This window comes from Acidovorax sp. LjRoot117 (genome assembly GCF_964252695.1).
Lineage (GTDB): Bacteria > Pseudomonadota > Gammaproteobacteria > Burkholderiales > Burkholderiaceae_C > Acidovorax.
Map to the genome: position 1 here is coordinate 104,050 of NZ_CAXUPO020000017.1, position 23,372 is coordinate 127,421.

At 65.0% G+C, this 23,372-nt stretch carries 23 protein-coding genes and 1 pseudogene; 18 read left to right on the forward strand and 6 right to left on the reverse strand.

Annotated elements, in window-relative coordinates; genetic code table 11:
• Positions 1-147: 147 nt before the first annotated feature.
• The 8 genes from rimP (at position 148) to ACSQ3D_RS26590 (ending at position 10,911) form a co-directional block, all read left to right on the forward strand.
• Complete coding sequence (gene rimP, locus ACSQ3D_RS26555) at positions 148-741, forward strand: ribosome maturation factor RimP (protein WP_056414514.1); 594 nt, start codon at positions 148-150, stop codon at positions 739-741.
• Between the two features lie 74 nt (positions 742-815).
• Positions 816-2,303, forward strand: a complete 1,488-nt coding sequence (gene nusA / locus ACSQ3D_RS26560; protein WP_056414511.1) for a transcription termination factor NusA — start codon at positions 816-818, stop codon at positions 2,301-2,303.
• Positions 2,304-2,327: 24 nt separating this feature from the next.
• Positions 2,328-5,192 carry a translation initiation factor IF-2 gene (gene infB / locus ACSQ3D_RS26565; protein ID WP_436128829.1) on the forward strand — a complete coding sequence of 955 codons (2,865 nt, stop codon included), beginning with the start codon at positions 2,328-2,330 and terminating at the stop codon, positions 5,190-5,192.
• Between the two features lie 180 nt (positions 5,193-5,372).
• Positions 5,373-5,747, forward strand: a complete 375-nt coding sequence (rbfA, locus tag ACSQ3D_RS26570) for a 30S ribosome-binding factor RbfA (protein WP_056172037.1) — start codon at positions 5,373-5,375, stop codon at positions 5,745-5,747.
• A gap of 137 nt (positions 5,748-5,884) precedes the next feature.
• A complete protein-coding gene (truB, locus tag ACSQ3D_RS26575; RefSeq protein WP_436128830.1) occupies positions 5,885-6,829 on the forward strand; it encodes a tRNA pseudouridine(55) synthase TruB in 945 nt (314 codons plus the stop codon).
• Positions 6,826-8,649: a translational GTPase TypA gene (typA, locus tag ACSQ3D_RS26580; protein WP_056414499.1), complete on the forward strand. Its 1,824-nt coding sequence runs from the start codon at positions 6,826-6,828 to the stop codon at positions 8,647-8,649. Before truB ends, typA begins: the two co-directional genes overlap by 4 nt.
• A gap of 183 nt (positions 8,650-8,832) precedes the next feature.
• Entirely contained in the window at positions 8,833-9,717 is an 885-nt protein-coding gene (locus ACSQ3D_RS26585; RefSeq protein WP_436128831.1) for a DMT family transporter, read from the forward strand.
• A 90-nt stretch (positions 9,718-9,807) separates the two neighbouring features.
• Positions 9,808-10,911, forward strand: coding sequence for an enoyl-CoA hydratase/isomerase family protein (locus ACSQ3D_RS26590; protein WP_436128832.1), 1,104 nt, complete (start codon positions 9,808-9,810; stop codon positions 10,909-10,911).
• Between the two features lie 131 nt (positions 10,912-11,042).
• Here the strand turns inward: ACSQ3D_RS26590 and ACSQ3D_RS26595 are convergent, their stop codons facing one another.
• From ACSQ3D_RS26595 to smpB, 4 genes are all read right to left on the reverse strand, one after another.
• Positions 11,043-11,981: an anti-sigma factor family protein gene (locus ACSQ3D_RS26595; protein WP_436128833.1), complete on the reverse strand. Its 939-nt coding sequence runs from the start codon at positions 11,979-11,981 to the stop codon at positions 11,043-11,045.
• A gap of 3 nt (positions 11,982-11,984) precedes the next feature.
• On the reverse strand, positions 11,985-12,557 hold the full coding sequence (locus ACSQ3D_RS26600; RefSeq protein WP_436128834.1) for an RNA polymerase sigma factor: 573 nt from the start codon (positions 12,555-12,557) through the stop codon (positions 11,985-11,987).
• A gap of 42 nt (positions 12,558-12,599) precedes the next feature.
• On the reverse strand, positions 12,600-12,968 hold the full coding sequence (locus ACSQ3D_RS26605; RefSeq protein WP_056414489.1) for a COG4315 family predicted lipoprotein: 369 nt from the start codon (positions 12,966-12,968) through the stop codon (positions 12,600-12,602).
• 253 nt (positions 12,969-13,221) lie between these two features.
• Positions 13,222-13,695: an SsrA-binding protein SmpB gene (gene smpB, locus ACSQ3D_RS26610; protein WP_056414488.1), complete on the reverse strand. Its 474-nt coding sequence runs from the start codon at positions 13,693-13,695 to the stop codon at positions 13,222-13,224.
• 112 nt (positions 13,696-13,807) lie between these two features.
• Between smpB and ACSQ3D_RS26615 the strand changes: the two genes are divergently transcribed.
• Positions 13,808-14,248 (forward strand): type II toxin-antitoxin system RatA family toxin, encoded by a 441-nt coding sequence (locus tag ACSQ3D_RS26615; RefSeq protein WP_056414485.1) that lies wholly within the window; start codon positions 13,808-13,810, stop codon positions 14,246-14,248.
• Positions 14,241-14,630 carry an RnfH family protein gene (locus tag ACSQ3D_RS26620; RefSeq protein ID WP_436128835.1) on the forward strand — a complete coding sequence of 130 codons (390 nt, stop codon included), beginning with the start codon at positions 14,241-14,243 and terminating at the stop codon, positions 14,628-14,630. The genes ACSQ3D_RS26615 and ACSQ3D_RS26620 overlap by 8 nt, the downstream gene beginning before the upstream one ends.
• A 64-nt stretch (positions 14,631-14,694) precedes the next feature.
• On the opposite strand, the gene ACSQ3D_RS26625 is transcribed toward ACSQ3D_RS26620, so the two are convergent.
• Positions 14,695-15,228: a DUF4124 domain-containing protein gene (locus tag ACSQ3D_RS26625; RefSeq protein WP_396506581.1), complete on the reverse strand. Its 534-nt coding sequence runs from the start codon at positions 15,226-15,228 to the stop codon at positions 14,695-14,697.
• Between the two features lie 223 nt (positions 15,229-15,451).
• Between ACSQ3D_RS26625 and guaB the strand changes: the two genes are divergently transcribed.
• The 7 genes and pseudogenes from guaB (at position 15,452) to ACSQ3D_RS26660 (ending at position 21,766) form a co-directional block, all read left to right on the forward strand.
• Positions 15,452-16,927, forward strand: a complete 1,476-nt coding sequence (gene guaB / locus ACSQ3D_RS26630) for an IMP dehydrogenase (protein WP_436128836.1) — start codon at positions 15,452-15,454, stop codon at positions 16,925-16,927.
• Between the two features lie 110 nt (positions 16,928-17,037).
• A complete protein-coding gene (locus tag ACSQ3D_RS26635) occupies positions 17,038-17,298 on the forward strand; it encodes a type II toxin-antitoxin system Phd/YefM family antitoxin (RefSeq protein WP_396506582.1) in 261 nt (86 codons plus the stop codon).
• A complete protein-coding gene (locus tag ACSQ3D_RS26640; RefSeq protein ID WP_436128837.1) occupies positions 17,295-17,729 on the forward strand; it encodes a type II toxin-antitoxin system VapC family toxin in 435 nt (144 codons plus the stop codon). Before ACSQ3D_RS26635 ends, ACSQ3D_RS26640 begins: the two co-directional genes overlap by 4 nt.
• 11 nt (positions 17,730-17,740) lie before the next feature.
• Positions 17,741-19,357, forward strand: a complete 1,617-nt coding sequence (gene guaA, locus ACSQ3D_RS26645) for a glutamine-hydrolyzing GMP synthase (RefSeq protein WP_056414469.1) — start codon at positions 17,741-17,743, stop codon at positions 19,355-19,357.
• Positions 19,358-19,658: 301 nt separating this feature from the next.
• A pseudogene (locus tag ACSQ3D_RS26650) lies at positions 19,659-20,901 on the forward strand (tyrosine-type recombinase/integrase).
• A 60-nt stretch (positions 20,902-20,961) separates the two neighbouring features.
• On the forward strand, positions 20,962-21,237 hold the full coding sequence (locus ACSQ3D_RS26655) for a hypothetical protein (RefSeq protein ID WP_436128838.1): 276 nt from the start codon (positions 20,962-20,964) through the stop codon (positions 21,235-21,237).
• 4 nt (positions 21,238-21,241) lie between these two features.
• Complete coding sequence (locus ACSQ3D_RS26660; protein WP_436128839.1) at positions 21,242-21,766, forward strand: helix-turn-helix transcriptional regulator; 525 nt, start codon at positions 21,242-21,244, stop codon at positions 21,764-21,766.
• Between the two features lie 14 nt (positions 21,767-21,780).
• Here the strand turns inward: ACSQ3D_RS26660 and ACSQ3D_RS26665 are convergent, their stop codons facing one another.
• On the reverse strand, positions 21,781-22,119 hold the full coding sequence (locus ACSQ3D_RS26665) for a helix-turn-helix transcriptional regulator (RefSeq protein WP_436128841.1): 339 nt from the start codon (positions 22,117-22,119) through the stop codon (positions 21,781-21,783).
• Positions 22,120-22,474: 355 nt separating this feature from the next.
• Here ACSQ3D_RS26665 and ACSQ3D_RS26670 point away from each other — a divergent pair, with 355 nt between their 5' ends.
• Positions 22,475-23,314 (forward strand): hypothetical protein, encoded by an 840-nt coding sequence (locus tag ACSQ3D_RS26670; protein ID WP_436128840.1) that lies wholly within the window; start codon positions 22,475-22,477, stop codon positions 23,312-23,314.
• The last annotated feature ends 58 nt before the right edge of the window (positions 23,315-23,372 follow it).

Genomic DNA, 23,372 nt, shown 5'->3' on the forward strand with positions numbered 1-23,372 from the left:
GCGCGCTACAATACGACTCTCACGACCAAACGGGCGGGTACCAACCGCCCGTTTTTTTTGGTCGAACGCTTTTGGAGCTCGAAGCTGTCGGAGAAGAGTCTCCGGGGGTTATCGGGTTTTTTGTTTTTCCGGGATTGAACTGAACACGTGGCATTGCAGCAAGTCGTTGAACAAATAGTGACGGGCCTGGGGTATGACCTGGTGGAGATCGAGCGCTCCGCCGGTGGTCTGCTGCGCATCACCATCGACTTGCCCTGGGTGCAGCCGGCCGCCGACGCGCCCGCGCCCCTGCTCGATCAGTTCGTCACGGTCGAGGATTGCGAGAAGGTCACCCGCCAGCTGCAGTTTGCGCTGGAGGTCGACGGCGTCGAGTACAAGCGCCTTGAGGTGTCCTCACCCGGCATCGACCGCCCCCTGCGGCACGAACAGGACTTCGTGCGTTTTGCGGGCTCGGTCATCGACATCACTTTGAAGGCGCCCATCGGCGCCGCAGCGGGCGGCCAGGTCAACGCCACCCGCAAGAAATTTCGCGGCACGCTGGAGCGGGCCGAGGCAGGGGGCTGGCAGATCGTCTGGAGCGAAGAGCCCGCCGTGAAGCCCGGTGCCAAGGTCAGCAAGAAGCGCGTGCCCGCGCCGCTGCAGGCGCTGGGTTTTGCCCTGGATGAAATCAAGGATGCCCGCCTGGCGCCCATCGTGGACTTCAAGGGGCGTGCAGGCAAGGCCGGGCCAACGCCCGCCTGAGCCGCTGAACAAACGGGGTGGGGCTGCGGTGCGCAGCCACTGCCCTCAGGTGATTGAAATAGGAGAGTCGTCGCATGAATCGCGAATTGTTGATGTTGGTTGAGGCCATTTCACGCGAGAAGAACGTGGAGCTGGACGTGGTCCTGGGCGCCGTGGAGTCGGCCCTGGCCCAGGCTACCAAGAAGCTGTACCAGGGCGAGGTGGACATTCGCGTGTCCGTCGATCGCGACAGCGGCAACTACGAGACTTTCCGCCGCTGGCTGGTGGTGCCCGACGATGCCGGCCTGCAGAACCCTGAAGCCGAAGAGCTGCTGATGGACGCGAAGGATCGCATCCCGGACATCGAAGTCGGCGAATACATCGAAGAAGGCGTCGAGTCCGTGCCCATCGGCCGCATCGGCGCCATGGCGGCCAAGCAGGTCATCCTGCAGAAGATCCGCGACGCAGAGCGCGAAATGCTGCTCAACGACTTCATGTCGCGCGGCGAACGCATCTTCACCGGCACCGTCAAGCGCATGGACAAGGGCGACATCATTGTCGAGTCCGGCCGTGTGGAAGGCCGCCTGCGCCGCAGCGAGATGATCCCCAAGGAAAACCTGCGCAGCGGCGACCGCGTGCGGGCCATGATCATGGAGGTGGACCTCACGCTGCGTGGCGCACCCATCATCCTGTCGCGCTCGGCCCCCGAGTTCATGATCGAGCTCTTCCGCCAGGAAGTGCCCGAGATCGAGCAGGGCCTGCTCGAGATCAAGTCCTGCGCCCGTGACTCCGGCTCCCGCGCCAAGATCGCCGTGCTGTCGCACGACAAGCGCGTGGACCCCATCGGCACCTGCGTCGGCGTGCGCGGCACCCGGGTGAACGCCGTGACCAACGAGCTCGCCGGCGAGCGCGTGGACATCGTGCTGTGGTCCGAAGACCCCGCCCAGTTCGTGATCGGCGCGCTGGCCCCGGCCAACGTGTCCTCCATCGTGGTCGATGAGGAAAAGCACGCGATGGACGTGGTGGTGGACGAGGAAAACCTCGCCATCGCCATCGGCCGCGGCGGCCAGAACGTGCGCCTGGCGTCCGATCTGACCGGCTGGAAGATCAACATCATGGACGCCGCCGAAAGCGCGCAAAAGCAGGCCACCGAGACCGACACGGCCCGCAAGCTGTTCATGGAAAAGCTGGATGTGGACGAGGAAATCGCCGACATCCTGATCTCCGAAGGCTTCAACAGCCTCGAAGAAGTGGCCTATGTGCCGCTGCAGGAAATGCTGGAGATCGAAAGCTTCGACGAAGACACCGTCAACGAGCTGCGCGCCCGTGCCAAGGATGCGCTGCTCACGATGGAAATCGCCCGCGAGGAAAGCGTGGATGAGGTCTCCCAGGACCTGCGCGACCTTGAAGGCCTCACCCCCGAGTTGATTGCCAAGCTGGCCGACGGCGGTGTGCATACACGTGACGACCTGGCCGATTTGGGCCTAGATGAACTGACCGACCTGACCGGACAGTCTGAAGAAGATGCCAAAGCCTTGATCCTGAAGGCGCGCGAACATTGGTTCGCGGGGCAGCAAGAGTAAAGGTCAGGGAGGCACGAACCATATATGTCCAGTAATACTGTCGCCGAGTTCGCTAACGAGCTCAAGAAATCGCCTGAAACCCTGCTCGACCAGCTCAAGGCTGCTGGCGTGGGCAAGGCTGCCCCGTCGGATGCACTGACCGAGTCGGACAAGCAAAAGCTGCTGGCCTACCTGCAGGCCAGCCACGGCACGGCTTCTGCCGACCGCAAGAAGATCACGCTGGTGAAGAAGTCCACCAGCGAGATCAAGCAGGCCGATGCCACCGGCAAGGCGCGCACCATCCAGGTGGAAGTGCGCAAGAAGCGCACCTTCATCCAGCGTGACGAAGATGTCGGGACCGCGGCCGAGTCCGCAGCGCCCGCCGTCGAGGAAGCCGCTGCCTCCAGCGAGGACATCGAACTGGCCCGCCGCGAGGAAGAAGCCCGCAGCCAGGCCGAGCTGATCCGCCGCCAGGAGACCGAGCTGGCCGAAAAGCGTGCCGAGCGCGAAGCCCGCGAAAAGCGCGAGCGCGAAGCCGAAGAGCGCGCCGCCGCCTACGCAGCCCAGGAAGCCGAGAAGAAGGCGCAGGCCTCTGCCGTCAAGCAGGAAGCCACCCGCGAACAGGCGGCCGAAGCTGCTGCGCGCAATGCCGCCCAGACCGAAGCCCGTGAAAAGGCCGCCGCAGAATCCAAGGCCCGCGCCGACGAGGAAACCGCGCGCGCTGCCGACCTGGACGCCCGCCGCCGCAAGGCCGAGGCCGAAGCTGCCGCCATCCGCTCCATGATGGCCACGCCCAAGAAGGCGGTCATGGTCGCCAAGAAGCCCGAAGAACCCAAGCCAGTGGCCAAGCCCGCTGCCGTGGGCGACGCGAAGAAGGGCACGCTGCACAAGCCGGCCGTCGGCACGGGTGTGGCCCGTGCGGGCGCCCCTGCCGCAGCAGGCGCTGGTGCGCCCGGTGCAGGCAAGGAAGTCAAGTCGGCCAAGCTGTCCTCCAGCTGGGCGGGCGACGCTGCCAAGAAGAAGGAAATCAAGACCCGCGGCGACAGCAGCGGCGGTGTCGGCCGCAACAACTGGCGCGGAGGCCCGCGCGGCCGCCGTGGCGACAACCGCGACCACCGTGACGACCACCAGCAGTCCGCCCCGGTCGAGGCACGCATCATCGAAGTGCACGTTCCCGAAACCATCACGGTGGCGGAGCTGGCACACAAGATGTCGATCAAGGCCAACGAAGTCATCAAGGCCCTGATGAAGATGGGCCAGATGGTCACCATCAACCAGCCGCTGGACCAGGACACCGCCATGATCATGGTGGAAGAAATGGGCCACAAGGCGGTGGTGGCTGCGCTGGACGACCCTGAAGCCTTCACCGACGACGATTCGAGCCAGAAGGACGTCGAGCTGTTGCCGCGCGCCCCTGTGGTCACCGTCATGGGCCACGTGGACCATGGCAAGACCTCGCTGCTCGACTACATCCGCCGTGCCAAGGTGGCCGCGGGCGAAGCCGGCGGCATCACGCAGCACATCGGTGCCTACCACGTGGAAACCCCACGCGGCATGGTGTCGTTCCTCGATACCCCTGGTCACGAGGCCTTCACGGCCATGCGTGCCCGCGGTGCGCAGGCCACCGACATCGTGATCCTGGTGGTGGCCGCCGACGACGGCGTCATGCCCCAGACCAAGGAAGCCATCAAGCACGCCAAGGCGGCTGGTGTTCCCATCGTGGTGGCCATCACCAAGGCCGACAAGCCCGATGCCAACCCCGACCGCGTCAAGCAGGAGCTGGTGGTCGAAGAGGTGGTGCCGGAAGAATACGGTGGCGATTCGCCGTTCGTGCCCGTGTCCTCCAAGACCGGCATGGGCATCGACACCCTGCTCGAGCAAGTGCTGCTGCAGGCCGAAGTGCTGGAACTGAAGGCACCGGTCGACTCGCTGGCCAAGGGCCTCGTGATCGAAGCGCAGCTCGACAAGGGCCGTGGCCCTGTGGCGACCGTGCTGGTGCAGTCCGGTACCCTCAAGGTCGGCGACATCGTGCTGGCAGGCCAGACCTATGGCCGCGTGCGTGCCATGCTGGACGAAAACGGCCGCGTGGCCAAGACGGCAGGTCCGTCGATCCCGGTGGAAATCCAGGGTCTGACGGAAGTGCCGCAGGCGGGCGACGAATTCATGGTGCTCACGGACGAACGCCGTGCCCGCGAAATCGCCACCTACCGTGCCGGCAAGTTCCGCAACACCAAGCTGGCCAAGCAGCAGGCTGCGAAGCTCGAGAACATGTTCGCCGACATGACGGCGGGCGAAGTCAAGATGCTGCCCATCATCGTCAAGGCCGACGTGCAGGGTTCGCAGGAAGCGCTGGCGCAGTCCCTGCTCAAGCTGTCGACCGACGAAGTCAAGGTGCAGCTGGTGTACGCCGCAGTGGGCGCCATCAGCGAGTCGGACATCAACCTGGCGATCGCCTCCAAGGCCATCGTGATCGGCTTCAACGTGCGGGCAGATGCCGGTGCACGCAAGCTGGCCGAGGGCAATGGCGTCGATCTGCACTACTACAGCATCATTTACGACGCTGTGGACGAGCTGCGGGTGGCGATGTCGGGCATGCTGGCTCCGGAGCAGCGCGAGGAAATCATCGGTACGGCCGAGATCCGCACGGTGTTCGTGGCGACCAAGATCGGCACGATTGCCGGTTCGTACATCACCTCGGGCATGGTCCATCGCAACGCACGCTTCCGCCTGCTGCGCGACAACGTGGTGGTCTACACGGGCGAAGTCGATTCGATCAAGCGTCTCAAGGACGATGTCAAGGATGTCAAGGAAGGCTTTGAGTGCGGTATCAAGCTCAAGAACTACAACGACATCAAGGAAGGCGATCACCTCGAATTCTTCGACATCAAGGAAATCGCCCGGACACTGTGATGCACGTTTGCACTACCAACCACTGCCAGCGCCCTGCAGGCGCGGTGATGTACGCAGGCCTTCAACAGGCTGCGGAGCACACCGTGCTGGCAGGCGCCATGGAACTGGCTTCGCCAGGCCATGGGCGTCGCCCCCCGGAAGGGGGAGGGCGCCACGCGACACAGGGGAGGTATTGACACTATGGCTGCCAAGAAGAAATCTGCCACCCCCAACCGCGCCTTCAAGGTCGCCGATCAGATCCAGCGCGATCTGACGGAGCTGATCGCGCGCGAGTTGAAGGACCCGCGTGTGGGCATGGTGACGCTGCAGGGCGTGGAGGTGACTCCCGATTACGCGCACGCCAAGGTGTTCTTCAGCCTGCTGACGGGCGACCCCGTGGAGACGCAGGCCGCGCTCAACCAGGCGGCGGGCTTCCTGCGCAACGGCCTGTTCAAGCGCCTGCACATCCACACCGTGCCTACGCTGCACTTCGTGTTCGACCGCACCTCCGAGCGTGCGGCCGACATGAACGCCTTGATCGCCAAGGCTGTGTCTTCGCGCGCTAAAGAGGAGTAGGCATGAGTACCGCCGGGCCGCCCCAAGGTGCGAAAGCCCCCTTGGGGGGCAGCGATTTGCACGCAGTGAAAGAGCGTGGGGGCGTTGCTGCGCACGCGCCTCGCACCAGGGTGCAGCGGCGCCCTGTGCATGGGGTATTGCTGCTGGATAAACCGCTCGGCCTGTCGAGCAACGACGCCTTGCAAAAAGCGAAATGGCTGCTGCGCGCCGAAAAAGCGGGCCACACCGGCACGCTCGACCCGCTGGCCACCGGCGTGCTACCGCTGTGCTTTGGCGCTGCCACCAAGTTCAGCCAGCTGCAGCTCGACGCGCCCAAGACCTACGAAGCCGTGGCGCTGCTGGGCACCACCACCACCACCGGCGACGCCGAGGGCGATGTGGTGGAGCGCCGCCCCGTGGTGCTGGCAGACCTCACGCCCGAGCGCCTGGCCGCCGTGCAGCAGCAGTTCACCGGCCCCATCAAGCAGGTGCCGCCCATGCACAGCGCCCTCAAGAAGGACGGCAAGGCGCTGTACGAATACGCCCGCGCCGGCATCGAGGTGGAGCGGCCCGCACGCGACGTGGTGATCCACGCGCTGTCGCTCACCCTGCTGGCCGACAACCCGGACGCCATCGCCGTGCGCATGGTGGTGTGCTGCAGCAAGGGCACGTACATCCGCACGCTGGGCGAAGACGTGGGCGCCGCGCTGGGCGTGGGCGCCCACCTGACCTTTCTTCGGCGCATCGATACCGGTGGTATCGGTGTGGAGCGCTGCGTCACGCTGGCAGAGCTCGAAGCCATGGAGGAGGGCGCGCGGCTTGCGCAGCTCGAGCCGCCGGAATCACTTTTGGCACAACATGTGCGTGTCACGCTGGACAGCGAGAATGCCGCTCGCTTCCTGTCGGGCGTACGCCGCCGAGGTACCTGGCCTGATGCAGGTGCCGTGGCGGTGTTTGGCGACGTGCCCCCTGCGCTGCTGGGGGTGGGCCACATCGTTGGCGGGGAGCTGGTGCCCGACAGGCTCCTGAGTCCGCTGGAAATTCAACAAATTTTGGAAGGCACGCCGCACCTGCAAGCCAGCGGCACATTGGAAAAACTATGACGAAACAGATCCGCAACATCGCCATCATCGCCCACGTTGACCATGGCAAAACCACCATGGTCGACCAACTGCTGCGCCAGTCCGGCACCTTCGCCGACCACGAAAAAGTGGTCGACACCGTGATGGACAACAACGCCATCGAAAAAGAACGTGGCATCACCATCCTGGCCAAGAACTGCGCCGTGAGCTGGGAAGGCACCCACATCAACATCGTGGACACCCCCGGTCACGCGGACTTCGGCGGCGAAGTGGAACGTGCCCTGTCCATGGTGGACAGCGTGGTGCTGCTGATCGACGCGCAAGAGGGCCCCATGCCCCAGACGCGTTTCGTGACCAAGAAGGCCCTGGCCCTGGGCCTGCGCCCCATCCTGGTGGTGAACAAGGTGGACAAGCCCGGTGCCAACCCCGACAAGGTCGTGAACGCCGCGTTCGACCTGTTCGACAAGCTCGGTGCCACCGACGAACAACTGGACTTCCCCGTGGTGTATGCCTCGGGCATCAACGGCTGGTCGTCGCTGGAAGAAGGCGCACCGGGCGAGCAGTGGGGCCCCGACATGTCGGCCCTGTTCAACACCATCCTCAAGCACGTTCCCCCGAACTCGGGTGACCCGGCAGCTCCGCTGCAGCTGCAGATCTCGGCGCTGGACTTCTCCACCTTCGTGGGCCGCATCGGCGTGGGCCGCATCAGCCAGGGCACCTTGAAGCCCATGATGGACGTGGTCGTCATGGAAGGCCCCGATGGCAAGGCCGTGAAGGGCCGTGTCAACCAGGTGCTGACCTTCCAGGGCCTCGATCGCATGCAGACGCCGCTGGCCGGCCCGGGCGACATCGTGCTGATCAACGGCATCGAGGATATCGGTATCGGCGTGACCGTCACCGACCCCGCCAACCCCGCACCGCTGCCCATGCTGAAGGTGGACGAGCCCACGCTGACCATGAACTTCTGCGTGAACACCTCGCCGCTGGCAGGCCGCGAAGGCAAGTTCGTGACCAGCCGCCAGATCTGGGACCGCCTGCAAAAGGAACTCCAGCACAACGTGGCCCTGCGTGTGAAGGAAACCGACGAAGAAGGCATCTTCGAAGTGATGGGCCGTGGTGAACTGCACCTGACCATCCTCCTGGAAAACATGCGCCGCGAAGGCTACGAGCTGGCCGTGTCCAAGCCCCGCGTGGTGTTCAAGGACGTGAACGGCGTCAAGCACGAGCCTATCGAGCTGGTGACGGCCGACATCGAAGAAGGCCACCAGGGCGGCGTGATGCAGGCCCTGGGCGAGCGCAAGGGCGAGCTGGTGAACATGGAGCCGGACGGCCGCGGCCGCGTGCGCCTGGAGTACCGCATTCCTGCGCGGGGCCTGATCGGCTTCACCAACGAATTCCTGAACCTGACGCGTGGCTCGGGCCTGATCAGCAACATCTTCGACAGCTACGAGCCGCACAAGGGCGACATCGGCGGCCGCAAGAACGGCGTGTTGATCTCCATGGACGACGGTGAAATCTTCACCTACGCCCTGGGCAAGCTGGACGACCGCGGCCGCATGTTCGTGAAGGCGAACGACCCCGTGTACGAAGGCATGATCGTCGGCATCCACAGCCGCGACAACGACCTGATCGTGAACGCCACGCGCACCAAGCAGCTGACGAACTTCCGCGTGTCCGGCAAGGAAGACGCGATCAAGATCACGCCGCCCATCGACGCCACGCTGGAATACGCGGTGGAATTCATCGAGGACGACGAGCTGGTCGAGATCACGCCCAAGTCGATCCGCATCCGCAAGCGCTTCCTGACCGAAAACGAGCGCAAGCGCGCAGGCCGCTCCTGAGTTGCCAGCGTGAAGACGCTGCGTTCTGCAGAGTGAGCGCACGCAGGAACTGAGGTTCACCCCGAAGTTTTCTGTGTGTCGCCCGAAGGGCCACCGCCATGCTGTGGCCCTTTTTTCATGTCGGTCGTACTGCCTGCTTTCCATCACCATCACCACTACCACCACCCGGACTGAACGCGCTCCATGTCTTCGCCCCAGCTCACGCACTCCCGCGCCGTGGCCCTGATGGTGGCGGTCACCCTGATGTGGTCGATCGCGGGCGTGGTCACGCGCCATCTGGAGGCGGCGCGCAGCTTCGAGGTGACCTTCTGGCGCAGCCTGTTCACACTGGCGGCCCTGCTGGTGATACTGCCGCTGATGCAGGGGCGCACGGTGTTCGCGTCCCTGCACCGCAGCGGCCGGGCGCTGTGGATATCCGGCCTGTGCTGGAGCGTGATGTTCACCGCGTTCATGGTGGCCATCCTGCTCATGCCCGTGGCCAACGTGCTGGTGACGATGGCGGCGGCCCCGCTGCTCACGGCGCTGTTTGCGCGCATCTTCATCGGCCACCACATCGCGCCCCGCACGTGGGTGGCCATTGGCGTGGCGGCGCTGGGCATCGGGTGGATGTACGGCTCGCAGATGGCGGGCCTGCCGGTGGTGGGCACGCTGGTGGCTTTGTGCGTGCCGGTGGCCGGTGCCGTGAACTGGACGGTGGTGCAGCACTCGCAGCGCCACGGCCACGCGGTGGACCTGGTGCCTGCGGTGCTGGTGGGCGCGGTGTTGTCGGTGGTGGCCACGCTGCCGCTGGCGCTGCCGTTTCAGGCCTCGGCACACGACCTGTGGCTGCTGGCATTGCTCGGGGTGGTGCAACTGGCGATCCCGTGCGTGCTGGCCGTGCGCTGCGGGCAGGTGCTGAAGGCGCCGGAGATCGCGCTGCTCAGTTTGCTGGAGGTGATCTTCGGTATCTTGCTGGCCTGGCTGGGTGCGGGCGAAGAGCCCGGCGCTGCGGTGCTGGGCGGCGGTGCGCTGGTGATCGGCGCGCTGGTGTTCAATGAGGTCATGGGGGCGCGGCGCGCCTCGCAGTGAGCAAGGTGCACCGCGGCCGGGAATGCAGCGCATGCCGCAGTGGGTGCGCATTTCAGTGTGTGTGAAACCTACCTTTGTAAGGAATAAAAAATGACGGAGACAGTGGCGGTGGTGGACAAAGAAGTTCTGAGCGAAGTGCGTGGCCAGGTGGGCCTGATCACCTTGAACCGCCCGCGTGCGCTCAATGCGTTGTCGCTGGGCATGGTGCGCGATCTCATGCGCGTGCTGCTGGCGTGGCAAAGCGATGCGCGGGTGATGGCCGTGGCGGTTCGCGGCAGCAACAAGGAAGGGCCTTTCGGCGCCTTTTGCGCGGGCGGGGACATCCGCTTTTTGCACCAGGCCGGCAGCCAGGGCAACCCGCAGCTCGAAGACTTCTTCACCGAGGAATACGCGCTCAACCACCTCATCCACCACTACGGCAAACCTTACATCGCCTTCATGGACGGCATCGTGATGGGCGGCGGCATGGGCATCAGCCAGGGTGCTGCGCTGCGCGTGGTGACCGAGCGCACGAAGATGGCCATGCCGGAGACCGCCATCGGCCTGTTCCCGGACGTGGGCGGCGGGTACTTTCTGAGCCGCTGCCCCGGCCGCGTGGGCGAGTGGCTGGCCCTGACGGGCGACACCATCGGTGCCGACGAAGCCATCGCCAGCCACCTGGCCGACGGCCGCATGCCCTCGGACCAGTTGCCTGCAGTGTGGGAAGCCCTGGCCACGCAGACGTTTGCCGACGGTGCGGCGGTCAAAAACCATGTTGCTACAAAATTTGTAGCTGCTGGCGCTCATCCATCCAGCGGTAGGGCCGATATTGACCAGTATTTTGCGCTGCCCGGCGTGGGCGACATCGTGCGGGCGCTGGAGTCCGCCGACAGCGACTGGGCGCGCGCCACGGCGGCCACGCTGCGCAAGCGCTCGCCGCTGATGCTGCACGTCGTGCTGGAACAGGTCCGCCGCGCGCGCGACATGGGCCTGGCCGACGACCTGCGCATGGAGCGCGACATGGTGCGCCACTGCTTTTACCTGCGCCCCGGCCAGAGCGAGACGGTGGAAGGCATCCGCGCGCTGGCCGTGGACAAGGACCACGCGCCGAAGTGGAACCCCGCCCGCATCGAGGACGTGACGCCCGACATGGTGGCGCCGTTCTTTGCGAGCCCCTGGCCTGCGCACGCGCATCCGCTGGTGGCGCTGGGCTGATACGGCTTCGCCTTTCACCCTCTCGCGCCGCGGCACGCCTTGCCGTGCTGCAGCTACTGCGAGTCTTTGCAACGCCGCAGACCGCCCGAGACCGCCGATGCCCACGGTGCGGTGATCCGTGCAGAGGTTCCCTAGAGCTGCTTGTACACCGCCGACGCCAGCACCAGCAGTTGCTGGCGTGACAGCTGGCCGCTGAGCGCATAGCCAAAGCCCTGGTCCACCCAGTAAAAGCTCGGGACCGGGCCGTCGCTGGAGAACTGGAAGGCAGTTTCCGCGGCATCGGGCTGCTTCGGTGCGGCCGTTGCCGCGCCGGGCTGGCCTGCGGCGACGGCGCCCAGGTACAGGGTGATGCGCCCGCCCTTGGCGTTCTGGTACATGAACTGCGCGCGTGCACCTGCGTCTCCCGGCGCCCCGGGCAGCAGGCGGCCGCCCACCAGTTCATAGCCTTCATCGGCGAGCACGGGCAGCTTGAGCGGGCGGCTCAGCCGCTTGGAGAGCCACTGCACCAGGTGCTCCTGCTGGGCTGCCGGCACCTCCACGGCGTGCCGCACTTCGGGCTGGTACACCGCGTGGGCCACTGCGGCCTGTTGGGCAAAGTGCTGGCCGGTGGCGGCGAGCGCCGGCGTGGGCGCGGGCGCGTTGAGGCGCGCCATGCCGGGTAACACGCCGGGCAATATGTCGGGCAATACGCCGGGCACCAGGCTGCGTCCGGTCCAGCCCAGCGCGAAGGCCACCAGCACCGATGCCGCCATGCCGCCCCAGCGCCACCACTGGGTGTGGCGCTGCTGGCGCACCGACGCGCGCTGCGCCGCGGCCAGCAGGGCGTCGGGCACGGGCTCGGTCAGCAGGCTCTGGTGCAGTGTGCGCAGTTGCTGGCGTTGGTACTGCCAGTGGGCCACGGTCTCTTCGGCGCCCGCCTGGCGTTCGAGCTTGTCGCGCAGTGCCGCCGCCTGCGCCGGCGGCAGGCGTCCGTCCACCAGCGCATGCCACGCGGCGGCTTCATCGCCGTCGGCGGGTGGAGGAGGGGGGTGGTGCTTGTGGTCCATGGCGGGCTGGCGTGCATCAAACATGGGTTATTTGAGGCGGCGCAATGTGGGTGGCTGGCCGGTGGGATGGGGCAGAGGCTGGGGCGCAGGTTGCTGCGCGGTGGGTGTCACCGCGTCGGGCACCGGCGCAGGCGGCCGCTCCATCAGCAGGCGCAGGCGGCTGCGGGCCCGGGACAGGCGTGACATCACCGTGCCCACGGGGATGCCCAGCACCCGGGCGGTGTCGGCATAGTCCATGTCCTCCAGCGTCACCAGCAGCAGCACGGCGCGCTGGTCGGGCGGCAGGCGCTGCAGGCAGCGCTCCAGGTCCAGCGCGTCGTCCCCCATGCCGGCGCTGCTGCCCTGCAGGGTGTCGTGCAGGTCGTCGATGTCCGCATGCGGCCAGGGTGGCTGGGTGCGCACCTGGTTCAGGTACAGGTTGTGCATCAGCGTGAACAGCCAGGCCCGCAGGTCGCTGCCGGTGCGCCACAGCAGCCATTTGCTGCAGGCGCGCTCCAGCGTGTCCTGCACCAGGTCGTCCGCAGCCCAGGCATCGCCCGTCAGCACCCGCGCATACCTGCGCAGGGCGGGCAACTGCTCGACGACCTGGGTGCGGTTCATGCAGACCGTGGTGCGGTGCGCTGCGGGGGCGGCCGGGTGCCGTCAGGGCTTGGCGGTACGCCAAGCCTGGTTCACGCCGTCACCCGTCTTGTCGCCGGGCTTGGTGTCCTTGACCCAGTAGTACAGCGGCTTGCCCTTGTACGCCAGCTGGGTCTTGCCATCGTCGCGCGTGATCACGCTGTAGTCGCCGCCGGGCGCCTTGGCGGCCATCAGCGGCGGCCAGTTGGTGGCGCAGGGGCCGTTGCAGACCGACTTGCCGCTGCCGGCGGCGTCGCGGTCGAAGGTGTACAGGGTCATGCCGCCAGCGCCCACCAGCACGCCGTCCATGGTTTTCACGGGGCCGTCGGCCGCCATGGTGGAGCAGCCAGCGATGGCTACGAACGCGGCGAGGGACAAGAGGGTCTTTTTCATGGTGTCTCCAGGTGGAAGAAGAGGGTTTGCAGACAACGGCACATGCCGCCTTGCAACTCCATGAACACCGCGGCGCAGCGGTTTATTCCACTGCGCATGAAAAAACTCAATACATCCAACGCGCACAGGCGTCGAAACTGGCGCGATCCCACCCAGCATCCCCGTGCAAGGGCCGCCAAGCTGCGAAGCGAGCTCCGCTTGCGGGCACCGGGGGCGTCCCCCTGGGGGCGACGGTGCGTAGCACCTCAGGGGGCTACCTGTTCCTGCTCTTCATGGCGCGTTCCACTTCGCGCTTGCCTTCGCGGTCCTTGATGGTGTCGCGCTTGTCGTGCTCGGCCTTGCCCTTGGCCAGGGCGATATCGCACTTCACATAGCCGTTCTTCCAGTGCAGGTTCAGCGGCACCAGCGTGTAGCCCTTTTGCTCGACCTTGACGATCAGGTGCTTGATGTCGTCCTTCTTGAGCAGCAGCTTCTTGGTGCGGATGGCGTCGGGGTTGACGTGGGTCGACGCGGTCTTGAGCGGGTTGATCTGGCAGCCCATCAGGAACATCTCACCCTCGCGGATCAGCACGTAGCCGTCGGTCAGCTGCACCTTGCCTTCGCGCAGGGCCTTCACTTCCCAGCCGTACAGGACGACGCCTGCCTCGTGGCGTTCTTCGAAGAAATAGTTGTAGGCCGCCTTTTTGTTGTCGGCAATGCGGGCGGTGGGATCGGGTTTCTTGGCCATTGGGTTTAGATGCGGCGCAAACCGGGAGATAAAAGGCCTCCCTACAATGTTGTCGTCGCAACAGCGATTCTAATTTCTCCGGCTTGCGCGCTTTCGCTCAAGCTCCGTCTGCATGAAAACCGTTCACAAGTCCGTCCTCATCTGGTACAGCCCCGAAGAAATGTTCGCCCTGGTCACCGGGGTGGAGCACTATCCCCAGTTCCTGCCCTGGTGCGACCACGCCGCCGTGCTGGAGCGCACCAGCGACGGCATGACCGCGGAGGTGGGCATCTCCTTCAGCGGAATCCGCCAGACCTTCGTGACCCGCAATACCCACGAGGCCGGCAAGCGCGTGCAGATGCACCTTGTCAAAGGGCCGTTCTCCCAGCTGGAGGGAGACTGGCACTTTCACACGGTGGGAGACGGCAGCCAGCGCGCCTGCAAGGTGGAGTTGCTGCTGCACTACGGCTTTGACAGCGCAGCCCTCGCTGCGTTGGTAGGGCCGGTGTTCGACCGCATCGCGGGCAGCATGGTGGATGCCTTCGTCAAGCGTGCCGAGCAGGTGTATGGCTGAAGCGCCCGGGGCGGTGCCTGCGGCCGCGCCGGCGTCGTCGGTCCCGGTGACCGTGGCCGTCTGCCTGGCGCCGCGCGAAGTGCGCGAATGGGCGCTGGAGCTGCCTGCAGGTGCCACGGTGCAAGACGCGCTGCAGGCCTGTGGGGTGGATGTGCAGGACCTGCAGGGCCTGCAGGGCGTGGCTTTGGGGCCTGCGGCCATCGGTATCTGGGGGCGCGCTGCGGGGCTGGACGTGGTGCTCAAGGCCCAGGACCGGGTGGAGGTGTACAGGGCCTTGAAGGTCGACCCCAAGGTCGCCCGCCGCGAACGCTTTGCGCGGCAAGGCGCACGCACGACGGGGCTCTTTGCCCGGCAGCGCCCGGGCGGCAAATCGGGCTACTGATCTGGCGGGGTAGCAGCCCGTGGGTGCCTGTGCAGGCGCTGGCGACGAGCGCCCGCGCTGTCCATCAACGCTTGCAGTCGGAGGCGATGATGGAGTCCAGCCGCTTGGTTTCCGCTGCGCGGCCACCTTCGTCCAGGAAGATGCGCTCGCCCTGCGCGTTCGTCTGGGTGATGGGCCTTCCGGAGTCGAACGCAGCCTTGGCCTGGCGAGCGCGGTTGCAGTTGTCCGCCCTGGCCTTGGCCTGCTTGTCTTCTTCGGCTTTTTTCTTCGCGGCTTCGGCTGCCTCCGCCTGGGCCTTCTTCTCTTCCAGCGCCTTATCCTTGCCGCTGGCGGCGCCACTGGCAGCTGCTCTGGGTGCGGAGGCCCCATCTGCGGATGCGGTCGCAGGGGCGGCATCTGCAGGTGCCGCTGCAGGTGGTGCTACCGCTGCCCGCCCGCCACTGGGCTGCTTCAGAATGCTCTTGTCAGGGATTTCCTGTGGCGGGGGCCGGTCACTGAAGACCTTGCGGCCGTCCTTGTCGATCCACTGCCATTGCGCGGCTGCGCCCATGGCCCAGGTGCAGGCAATGGCCAGCAGGAGAAGCTTGTGCGTTTTCATGCGAACAAGTTTAGCCGCCAGCCTGGGGCGCGGCCAGTGCCATCGGATGGGCGGTGTTTTTGGCACGACACATTGCACGGACTCGAGGCACTTTTGCCTCTGAACTGGCGGCACTTTTGCCTCTGAACAACCCGCAGCGCATGCGCCACAACGCCCGCTGCCGGGCCCCGCCGACTGCAGGCCGCACAGTGCGCGGGTACAATCCGTCTTTTGGAGCCTTCTCATGCGCCTTCTTGGAAAAGCGCTCACCTTCGACGATGTGTTGCTGGTGCCAGCGTACTCCCAGGTCCTGCCCAAGGACACGTCCCTCGCGACGAAACTCTCCCGTAACATCCAGCTGAACCTGCCTCTCGTGTCCGCCGCCATGGACACCGTGACCGAGGCGCGCCTGGCCATTGCCATTGCCCAGGAGGGTGGCATCGGCATCGTGCACAAGAACCTCACGGCGCAGGAGCAGGCCGCCCAGGTGGCCAAGGTCAAGCGCTACGAGTCCGGCGTGCTGCGCGACCCCGTGGTCATCACCCCCGAGCACACGGTGCTGCAGGTGCTGCAGCTGTCCGAGCAGCTGGGCATCTCGGGCTTTCCGGTGTGCGACGGCGGCAAGGTGGTCGGCATCGTCACCGGGCGCGATTTGCGCTTCGAGACGCGCTACGACGTCAAGGTCCACCAGATCATGACCCCGCGCGAGAAGCTCATCACCGTCAACGAAAAGGAAGGCACCTCGCCTGCCGAAGCCAAGGCGCTGCTCAACAAGCACAAGCTCGAGCGCATTCTCGTCGTGAACGACGCGTTCGAGCTCAAGGGCCTGATCACCGTCAAGGACATCACCAAGCAAACCAGCTTCCCCAACGCCGCCCGCGACCCCTCGGGCCGCCTGCGCGTCGGCGCTGCGGTCGGCGTGGGTGACGGCACCGAAGAACGCGTCGAAGCGCTGGTCAAGGCCGGTGTGGACGCCATCGTGGTCGACACCGCCCACGGCCACAGCAAGGGCGTGATCGAGCGCGTGCGCTGGGTCAAGCAGAACTACCCGCAGGTCGATGTGATCGGCGGCAACATCGCCACCGGCGCGGCCGCGCTGGCACTGGTCGAGGCCGGGGCCGATGCGGTCAAGGTCGGTATCGGCCCGGGCTCCATCTGCACCACGCGCATCGTGGCCGGTGTGGGCGTGCCCCAGATCATGGCCATCGACAGCGTGGCCACCGCCCTCAAGGGCACCGGCGTGCCGCTGATCGCGGACGGCGGCGTGCGCTACAGCGGCGACATCGCCAAGGCGCTGGCTGCAGGCGCCAGCACCATCATGATGGGCGGCATGTTCGCGGGCACCGAAGAAGCACCCGGCGAAGTCATCCTGTTCCAGGGCCGCAGCTACAAGAGCTACCGCGGCATGGGCAGCATCGGCGCCATGCAGCAAGGCAGCGCCGACCGCTACTTCCAGGAATCGACCACCGGCAACCCCAACGCCGACAAGCTCGTGCCCGAAGGCATCGAAGGCCGCGTGCCCTACAAGGGCTCGATGGTCTCCATCGTGTTCCAGATGGCGGGTGGCGTGCGCGCCGCCATGGGCTACTGCGGTTGCGCCACCATCGAAGACATGAACAACAAGGCCGAGTTCGTCGAGATCACCACCGCCGGTATCCGCGAAAGCCACGTGCACGATGTGCAGATCACCAAGGAAGCCCCGAACTACAGGGCTGACTGAGCACCGCCGATCCAATCTGGCCTGATTGAAAATATCTGGTCAGAATGATATAGTCTGGTCCGAATTCACCATTCAGGCCAGACTTTTTCTTTTTGGGGGTCCGCGCATCCATGCAGTCCGTCGGTATCTACGAAGCCAAGAGCAGGTTCTCCGCGCTGATCGAACTGGTCGAGCAGGGCGAAGAAGTGCGCATCACCCGCCACGGTAAAGAGGTGGTGCGCCTGCTGCCCGTGCGCCGCCGCCCGGTCATCACCGACGAGCAGATCGCCCGCGAACTGGGCCAGATCGACGCGCTGCACGCCAGCATCCGCCCCGCGGCCGAGGCGCCCAGCCCCGACACCTTGCGCCGCAAGGGCAGGGCGGCAGCATGACCGCCTTCGTCCTCGACGCCTCCGTCACCGCCGCCTGGCTGCTGCCCGACGCGGCCAGCGAGCACACGCGCCGCCTGTACACCCTGATCCGCCGCGACGAGGTCGAGCCCCAGGCCCCCAACCTCTGGCAGTGGGAGTGCAGCAACCTCATCAGCAGCGGCGTGCACAGCGGCCGCATACCGCCCGCCTCGGTCGAAGGCCTGTGGGGCGTGCTCGAAGCCATACGCCACCGCGTGGAGCTGCACGAACTGGCCCCCGCCCAGCACAAGGCCGTGATGGACGTGGCGCTCGACACCGGCCTGCCCACCTTTGATGCTGCCTACCTGTGGCTTGCACGCTCTCTGCGCCTGCCGCTGGCCACCTTCGATCTCCAGCAGATTGCCGCTGCCGAGCGCAGCGGCGTGCCGCTTCTTGACCTTTCCCGCCTCTGAAGACCACCACCATGCAACACGACAAGATCCTCATCCTCGACTTCGGCTCCCAGGTCACGCAGCTCATCGCGCGCCGCGTGCGCGAAGCCCACGTCTACTGCGAAGTCCATCCCTGCGACGTGAGCAGCGACTGGGTGCGCGCATTCGCGGCCGATGGCCGCTTGAAGGGCGTGATCCTGTCGGGCAGCCACGCGAGTGTCTACGAGGTGGACGACCGCGCCCCCGATGCCGTGTTCGAGCTGGGCATTCCTGTCCTCGGCATCTGCTACGGCATGCAGACCATGGCCACCCAGTTGGGCGGCAAGGTCGAAGGCTCCAACACCCGCGAGTTCGGCTACGCAGAAGTGCGTGCCCATGGCCACACCGAGTTGCTCAAGGGCATCGAAGACTTCGCCACGCCAGAAGGCCACGGCATGCTCAAGGTCTGGATGAGCCACGGCGACAAGGTCACCGAGCTGCCGCCAGGCTTCAAGGTCATGGCCTCCACACCGTCCTGCCCCATTGCGGGCATGGCCGATGAAGCGCGCCGGTTCTACGCGGTGCAGTTTCACCCGGAAGTCACCCACACGGTGCAGGGCCAGGCACTGCTCAACCGCTTTGTGATCGATATCTGCCGCACGCAGGCGGACTGGATCATGGGCGACTACATTGAGGAAGCCGTCGCCAAGATCCGTGAGCAGGTGGGTGACGAGGAAGTCATCCTGGGCCTGTCCGGTGGTGTGGATTCGTCGGTGGCTGCTGCCCTTATTCACCGCGCCATCGGCGACCAGCTCACCTGCGTGTTCGTCGACCACGGCCTGCTGCGCCTGAACGAAGGCGACATGGTCATGGAGATGTTCGAGGGCAAGCTGCACGCCCGCGTGATCCGCGTGGATGCCAGCGAACTGTTCCTCGGCAAGCTGGCCGGCGTGAGCGAGCCCGAAGCCAAGCGCAAGATCATCGGCGGCGAGTTCGTCACGGTATTCAAGCAGGAGGCCGCCAAGCTGAAGGCGGGCGACGGCGGCCACAAGGGCGCCACCTTCCTGGCACAGGGCACCATCTACCCCGACGTCATTGAATCCGGCGGCGCCAAGAGCAAGAAGGCCGTCACCATCAAGAGCCACCACAACGTGGGCGGCCTTCCCGAGCAGCTGGGCCTCAAGCTCCTGGAGCCCCTGCGCGACCTGTTCAAGGACGAAGTGCGCGAACTCGGCGTGGCCCTGGGCCTGCCACCCGACATGGTCTACCGCCACCCCTTCCCCGGTCCCGGCCTGGGCGTGCGCATCCTGGGCGAGGTGAAGAAAGAGTACGCCGACCTGCTGCGCCGCGCCGACGCGATCTTCATCGAAGAACTGCGCAACCACGTCGACGAAGCCACCGGCAAGACCTGGTACGACCTCACCAGCCAGGCCTTCACCGTCTTCCTGCCGGTCAAGAGCGTGGGTGTGATGGGCGATGGCCGCACGTACGACTACGTCGTGGCCCTGCGCGCCGTGCAGACCAGCGACTTCATGACCGCCGACTGGGCCGAGCTGCCGTACGCGTTGCTCAAGAAGGTGTCGGGGCGCATCATCAACGAAGTTCGGGGCATCAACCGCGTGACGTATGACGTGAGCAGCAAGCCGCCAGCGACGATCGAGTGGGAGTGAAATCAGGTCCTTCGGGGACTATCGCTACTTATCGAAAATCCGCCGTAACGTGTTGATTTCAAAGGAAATACGTCACGATAGCTATCGGTGACTATCGCCGGGCAGCGCAACGGATTGACGGTACAGGTGACGGTAAGAACCGGAGGCCGGATTAAGACCTCCTTGTTTACTATCGAGACCAAATCGGTCTTTGACGGTAAATCACTCCGCTGGAAAGCTTGTTTCATGCGGCTTTCCGGGCATCAGCAGGTCTCCTGACCCCTGACGGCAAAAGCCGTCATGAACAGGAGGAAAAACCTCGATGCTTACCGACACCGCACTGCGCAATTTCAAGCCCAAGTCCAAGACTTACAAGGCTTCCGACCGTGACGGCATGTACGTGACGGTATCGCCCACCGGTACCGTCACCTTCCGCTTCGATTACCGTCTCAACGGCCGGCGGGAGACTCTCACCATTGGCCGGTATGGGCTGTCCGGCATTTCGCTGGCGATGGCCCGCGAAAAGCTGCTGGACGCCAAGAAGGCCGTCGCCCAGGGTAAGTCCCCGGCGCACGAGAAGCAGCGCGAGAAGCGCCGCCTGACTGCTGCCAAGAACTTTGGCGACATGACCGCCCAATGGCTGGCCGGTGCGAGGATGGCCGACAGCACGCGAGCGATGCGCAAGAGCATCGTCGATCGGGACATCCTGCCGGCCTTCCAGAACCGCCTGCTCAACGAAATCACCGCCGATGACTTGCGCGCCTTGTGCGGCAAGGTCAAGGGGCGGGGCGCCCCGGCCACCGCGGTGCACGTCCGCGACATCGTGAAGCAGGTCTATGCCTTTGCCATCCTGCATGGTGAGAGGGTGGACAACCCGGCGGCCGACGTGGGCGCGGCGTCGATTGCGACCTTCGTGCCCAAAGACCGCGCCTTGTCGCCGCTGGAGATCCGCCTGGTGTCGCGGCAGATGGAGTCGGTGGCCACCTATCCCACCATCCGGCTGGCGCTGCGCATGGTCCTGCTGACTCTGGTGCGCAAGAGCGAACTGATCGAGGCCACCTGGGACGAGGTTGATTTCGAGAACGCGACCTGGACCATTCCAAAGCAGCGGATGAAGGGGCGCAATCCGCATGTGGTCTACGCGCCAGGCACTGGACATTCTGGTGGCGCTGCATACATGCGCGGCCGGTTCGAAGTTCGTGCTGCCGTCGCCCGACCGTTGCATGTCCCACGCGACCCTCAACCGGGTCACACAGATCGTGGTGCAACGGGCCAAGGCTGCAGGCCTGCCTCTGGAGCCGTTCACCGTCCACGATCTGCGCCGCACGGGCTCGACGTTGCTCAACGAGATCGGGTTCAACCGCGACTGGATCGAGAAGTGCCTTGCGCACGAGGAGGGGCGTTCCTCGCGTTCGATCTACAACAAGGCCGAGTACGCCGAGCAGCGGCGCCACATGCTGCAGGAGTGGGCCAACATGGTCGATGCCTGGATCGACGGGCAGACCTACGTGCCGAAGCTGATGCCGGACAACGTGGTCGTGCCGGTGTTGAGTGCGATGGCCTGATGCAGCGCAAAGGTTGTCACTTGACAACCTTTGCGCTTGTTCCCATACTGGAGACTGTTGATGGCACGTTCCTCTCATCCAAAGAAAGAGGTCGAGGAAGCACTCAGGCACGCCGAAGGGCAGGGCTGGCGCGTGGAAGTCGGTGGCAGCCATGCCTGGGGGCGGATTTATTGCCCGTACAACGATGCGGAGTGTCGCTGTGGCGAATTTTGCATCACCAGCGTGTGGAGCACACCTAAGAACCCTGGCAATCACGCGCGCGCCTTGCGGCGCGTCGTGGAGAACTGCACCACGCACCGCAAGCAGCAGGAGGCAGTCGACGATGCCGAGGAGTAGCACGATGGAATACACCTTCACCCTGAAATACCAACTCTCCGACGATGACCGTGAACCGGATGCGCTGGTCGAGCGCCTGGGCGAGGCCGGCTGCGACGATGCCCTGGTCGGCGTCGGGCAGCCGGGGCGGCTCGCACTGGAGTTCACCCGCGAGGCGGACAGTGCGGACGCGGCTGTGCGCAGCGCGCTGGCCGACGTGCGGCGCGCCGTACCGTCGGCCAGACTGATTGAGGTCGCGCCGGATCTGGTCGGACTGACCGATGTGGCCGACATCGTGGGCGTGTCGCGGCAGAACATGCGAAAGCTGATGCTGGCCCATCCGGGCAGCTTCCCGATGCCGGTGCACGAAGGCAGTGCGTCGATTTGGCACTTGGCGGATGTGTTGGCGTGGCTGCAGGCGAGGGGTAGCTACTCACTGGCCTTGGACGTTCTGGAGGTGTCGCGCGTGGCCCTGCAGGTCAATGTAGCCAAGGAAGGGCGGCGGCTATCGCGGTCGGTTTCCAATGGGCTGGACGCTCTTGTCGGATGAGTCCGTCGCCAGCTTCATCCCTTACCGGAACCCGCCCGAACAGGGCGGGTTTTTCGCAGGTGGACATCCGGCCTGGTGGCGCCGGTGCGCGGGGCTTGCTTGCGTTCGTCGATCCAGGCCTCTACCTCGGCCAGGTCCCACACTACGCAGCGCGGCGTCAGATTGAAGCGCCGGGGAAACTCACCGCGTCGCTCCATTTCGTAGATCGTCGTTTCGGCCAGGGGGACGATCTGCCGCAACTCATGGCGGCGAATGGTGCGCCGAAATGGCAAAGCGCCATGTTTGGGAAACTGCGGGAGATCGTCGTAGGCGTTTGAACCGGGCAAGGGGAGGGATGCGGGCTGCGGGCGCATCGCTAGGTCGGTGTGCTGATCGATTTTTCCTAACGGGTTACTCTCCATGTCGAACTCCGTGATTGTTCGGCGATGCATGGGTTGCCATCGCATGACGATATGGTGGCTTTCATTGGCTATCGCGGAAACTCACAGGAGCGTAGAGAGGCGTGTTGGAGACAAGTAGCCAAGGGAAGCGGGGGAGAGCATGGCGACGGTATCCATGTCCTTGCCTTCGGGCACACAAGTGAGGCAAATCTGATCGACCGCTTACTGGTCCTGGCTCAACTTCGGGCGCGGCCGGTCTCGCGAACGCTGCCCTATAGTCGAGCAAATGGCCGAAGCAGTGCCTTGTTTTTCGAGCTGGGGAGTACGAATGCCAATAACAGCATATTCAAAAGAGGCTGCACGCGAGGTCGATCTTGAGCAGTGGCTGATGCTGAACCACTATTCGATCAAAGGCGACCCGTTGCTTGAGCGGATGCCGGTCGAGCTGAGGGAGAAGGCCGCGCGCGACATCGAATGCAGTGGCTGCCGTGCACACGGTGCGATGCTGGTGGCAGTTGGCCGCCAACGTGGCGTGGGCCGCAGTGTGAGTCAGGGGCACTTTCGATTCGGCACAGCAGGTGGTGCCAACCCTCACCATCCGTTCTGCGACTTTTATTTCGACGAAAAGGCACCACGCAATGCGGACTACCTCGTGAACTTCGCGAGCGATAAGTCGACTTTCACCCGAGTCGTCCGTGACTTGGTGTGCAGGGGCATCCGTGCAGGGCATTTCGGTCAAGGCGATATCCGCCGTATGCGGCTATGGTTCCTTGATGAGAAAACTGCGCATGCGATGCCCTTGGACGTGACGCCCGAACTCTTGAACTGGTGCGTCGATATGGATGGCGCAAGGTTTGCTCGGGAGTTGCCTTTCCAGCCTGAGCATGGGCAAATGCCAGGTTTCGATTGGACTCAAGCGGCCAAAAGCGAATGGTGCCGACGAAACGCCGGACTGTTCGAAGAACGGCCGATACGAGTGCATTTCAGGTCGGAGGCGATTCAGCGCGCGCTCAAGCTGATCGAACTAAAAGGCAGTGCCACTGTCCTTGACCCAACCGCTCTTCGAGAGAAATATGAGACTGTGGTGCAGTTGTCGGAGTTTGCAGCGATCTACCTCTACCATCAGGTGGGCGAGAAGCCAAAGAACCATTGGCGAATCGACGGCTGAATCGCCCCGGCTGAACTAGACACCTTCGAGCCTCAAACCTGAGGCCCAATAGGAGGTA

Bases quoted from the DNA above. Each gene is read 5' to 3' on its own strand.
- nusA (WP_056414511.1), top strand. From the start codon at position 816: ATGAATCGCGAATTGTTGATGTTGGTTGAGGCCATTTCACGCGAGAAG.
- infB (WP_436128829.1), top strand. From the start codon at position 2,328: ATGTCCAGTAATACTGTCGCCGAGTTCGCTAACGAGCTCAAGAAATCG.
- rbfA (WP_056172037.1), top strand. From the start codon at position 5,373: ATGGCTGCCAAGAAGAAATCTGCCACCCCCAACCGCGCCTTCAAGGTC.
- typA (WP_056414499.1), top strand. From the start codon at position 6,826: ATGACGAAACAGATCCGCAACATCGCCATCATCGCCCACGTTGACCAT.
- ACSQ3D_RS26585 (WP_436128831.1), top strand. From the start codon at position 8,833: ATGTCTTCGCCCCAGCTCACGCACTCCCGCGCCGTGGCCCTGATGGTG.
- ACSQ3D_RS26590 (WP_436128832.1), top strand. From the start codon at position 9,808: ATGACGGAGACAGTGGCGGTGGTGGACAAAGAAGTTCTGAGCGAAGTG.
- ACSQ3D_RS26595 (WP_436128833.1), bottom strand. From the start codon at position 11,981: ATGTTTGATGCACGCCAGCCCGCCATGGACCACAAGCACCACCCCCCT.
- ACSQ3D_RS26600 (WP_436128834.1), bottom strand. From the start codon at position 12,557: ATGAACCGCACCCAGGTCGTCGAGCAGTTGCCCGCCCTGCGCAGGTAT.
- ACSQ3D_RS26605 (WP_056414489.1), bottom strand. From the start codon at position 12,968: ATGAAAAAGACCCTCTTGTCCCTCGCCGCGTTCGTAGCCATCGCTGGC.
- smpB (WP_056414488.1), bottom strand. From the start codon at position 13,695: ATGGCCAAGAAACCCGATCCCACCGCCCGCATTGCCGACAACAAAAAG.
- ACSQ3D_RS26615 (WP_056414485.1), top strand. From the start codon at position 13,808: ATGAAAACCGTTCACAAGTCCGTCCTCATCTGGTACAGCCCCGAAGAA.
- ACSQ3D_RS26620 (WP_436128835.1), top strand. From the start codon at position 14,241: ATGGCTGAAGCGCCCGGGGCGGTGCCTGCGGCCGCGCCGGCGTCGTCG.
- ACSQ3D_RS26625 (WP_396506581.1), bottom strand. From the start codon at position 15,228: ATGAAAACGCACAAGCTTCTCCTGCTGGCCATTGCCTGCACCTGGGCC.
- guaB (WP_436128836.1), top strand. From the start codon at position 15,452: ATGCGCCTTCTTGGAAAAGCGCTCACCTTCGACGATGTGTTGCTGGTG.
- ACSQ3D_RS26635 (WP_396506582.1), top strand. From the start codon at position 17,038: ATGCAGTCCGTCGGTATCTACGAAGCCAAGAGCAGGTTCTCCGCGCTG.
- ACSQ3D_RS26640 (WP_436128837.1), top strand. From the start codon at position 17,295: ATGACCGCCTTCGTCCTCGACGCCTCCGTCACCGCCGCCTGGCTGCTG.
- guaA (WP_056414469.1), top strand. From the start codon at position 17,741: ATGCAACACGACAAGATCCTCATCCTCGACTTCGGCTCCCAGGTCACG.
- ACSQ3D_RS26655 (WP_436128838.1), top strand. From the start codon at position 20,962: ATGGCACGTTCCTCTCATCCAAAGAAAGAGGTCGAGGAAGCACTCAGG.
- ACSQ3D_RS26660 (WP_436128839.1), top strand. From the start codon at position 21,242: ATGGAATACACCTTCACCCTGAAATACCAACTCTCCGACGATGACCGT.
- ACSQ3D_RS26665 (WP_436128841.1), bottom strand. From the start codon at position 22,119: ATGCGCCCGCAGCCCGCATCCCTCCCCTTGCCCGGTTCAAACGCCTAC.
- ACSQ3D_RS26670 (WP_436128840.1), top strand. From the start codon at position 22,475: ATGCCAATAACAGCATATTCAAAAGAGGCTGCACGCGAGGTCGATCTT.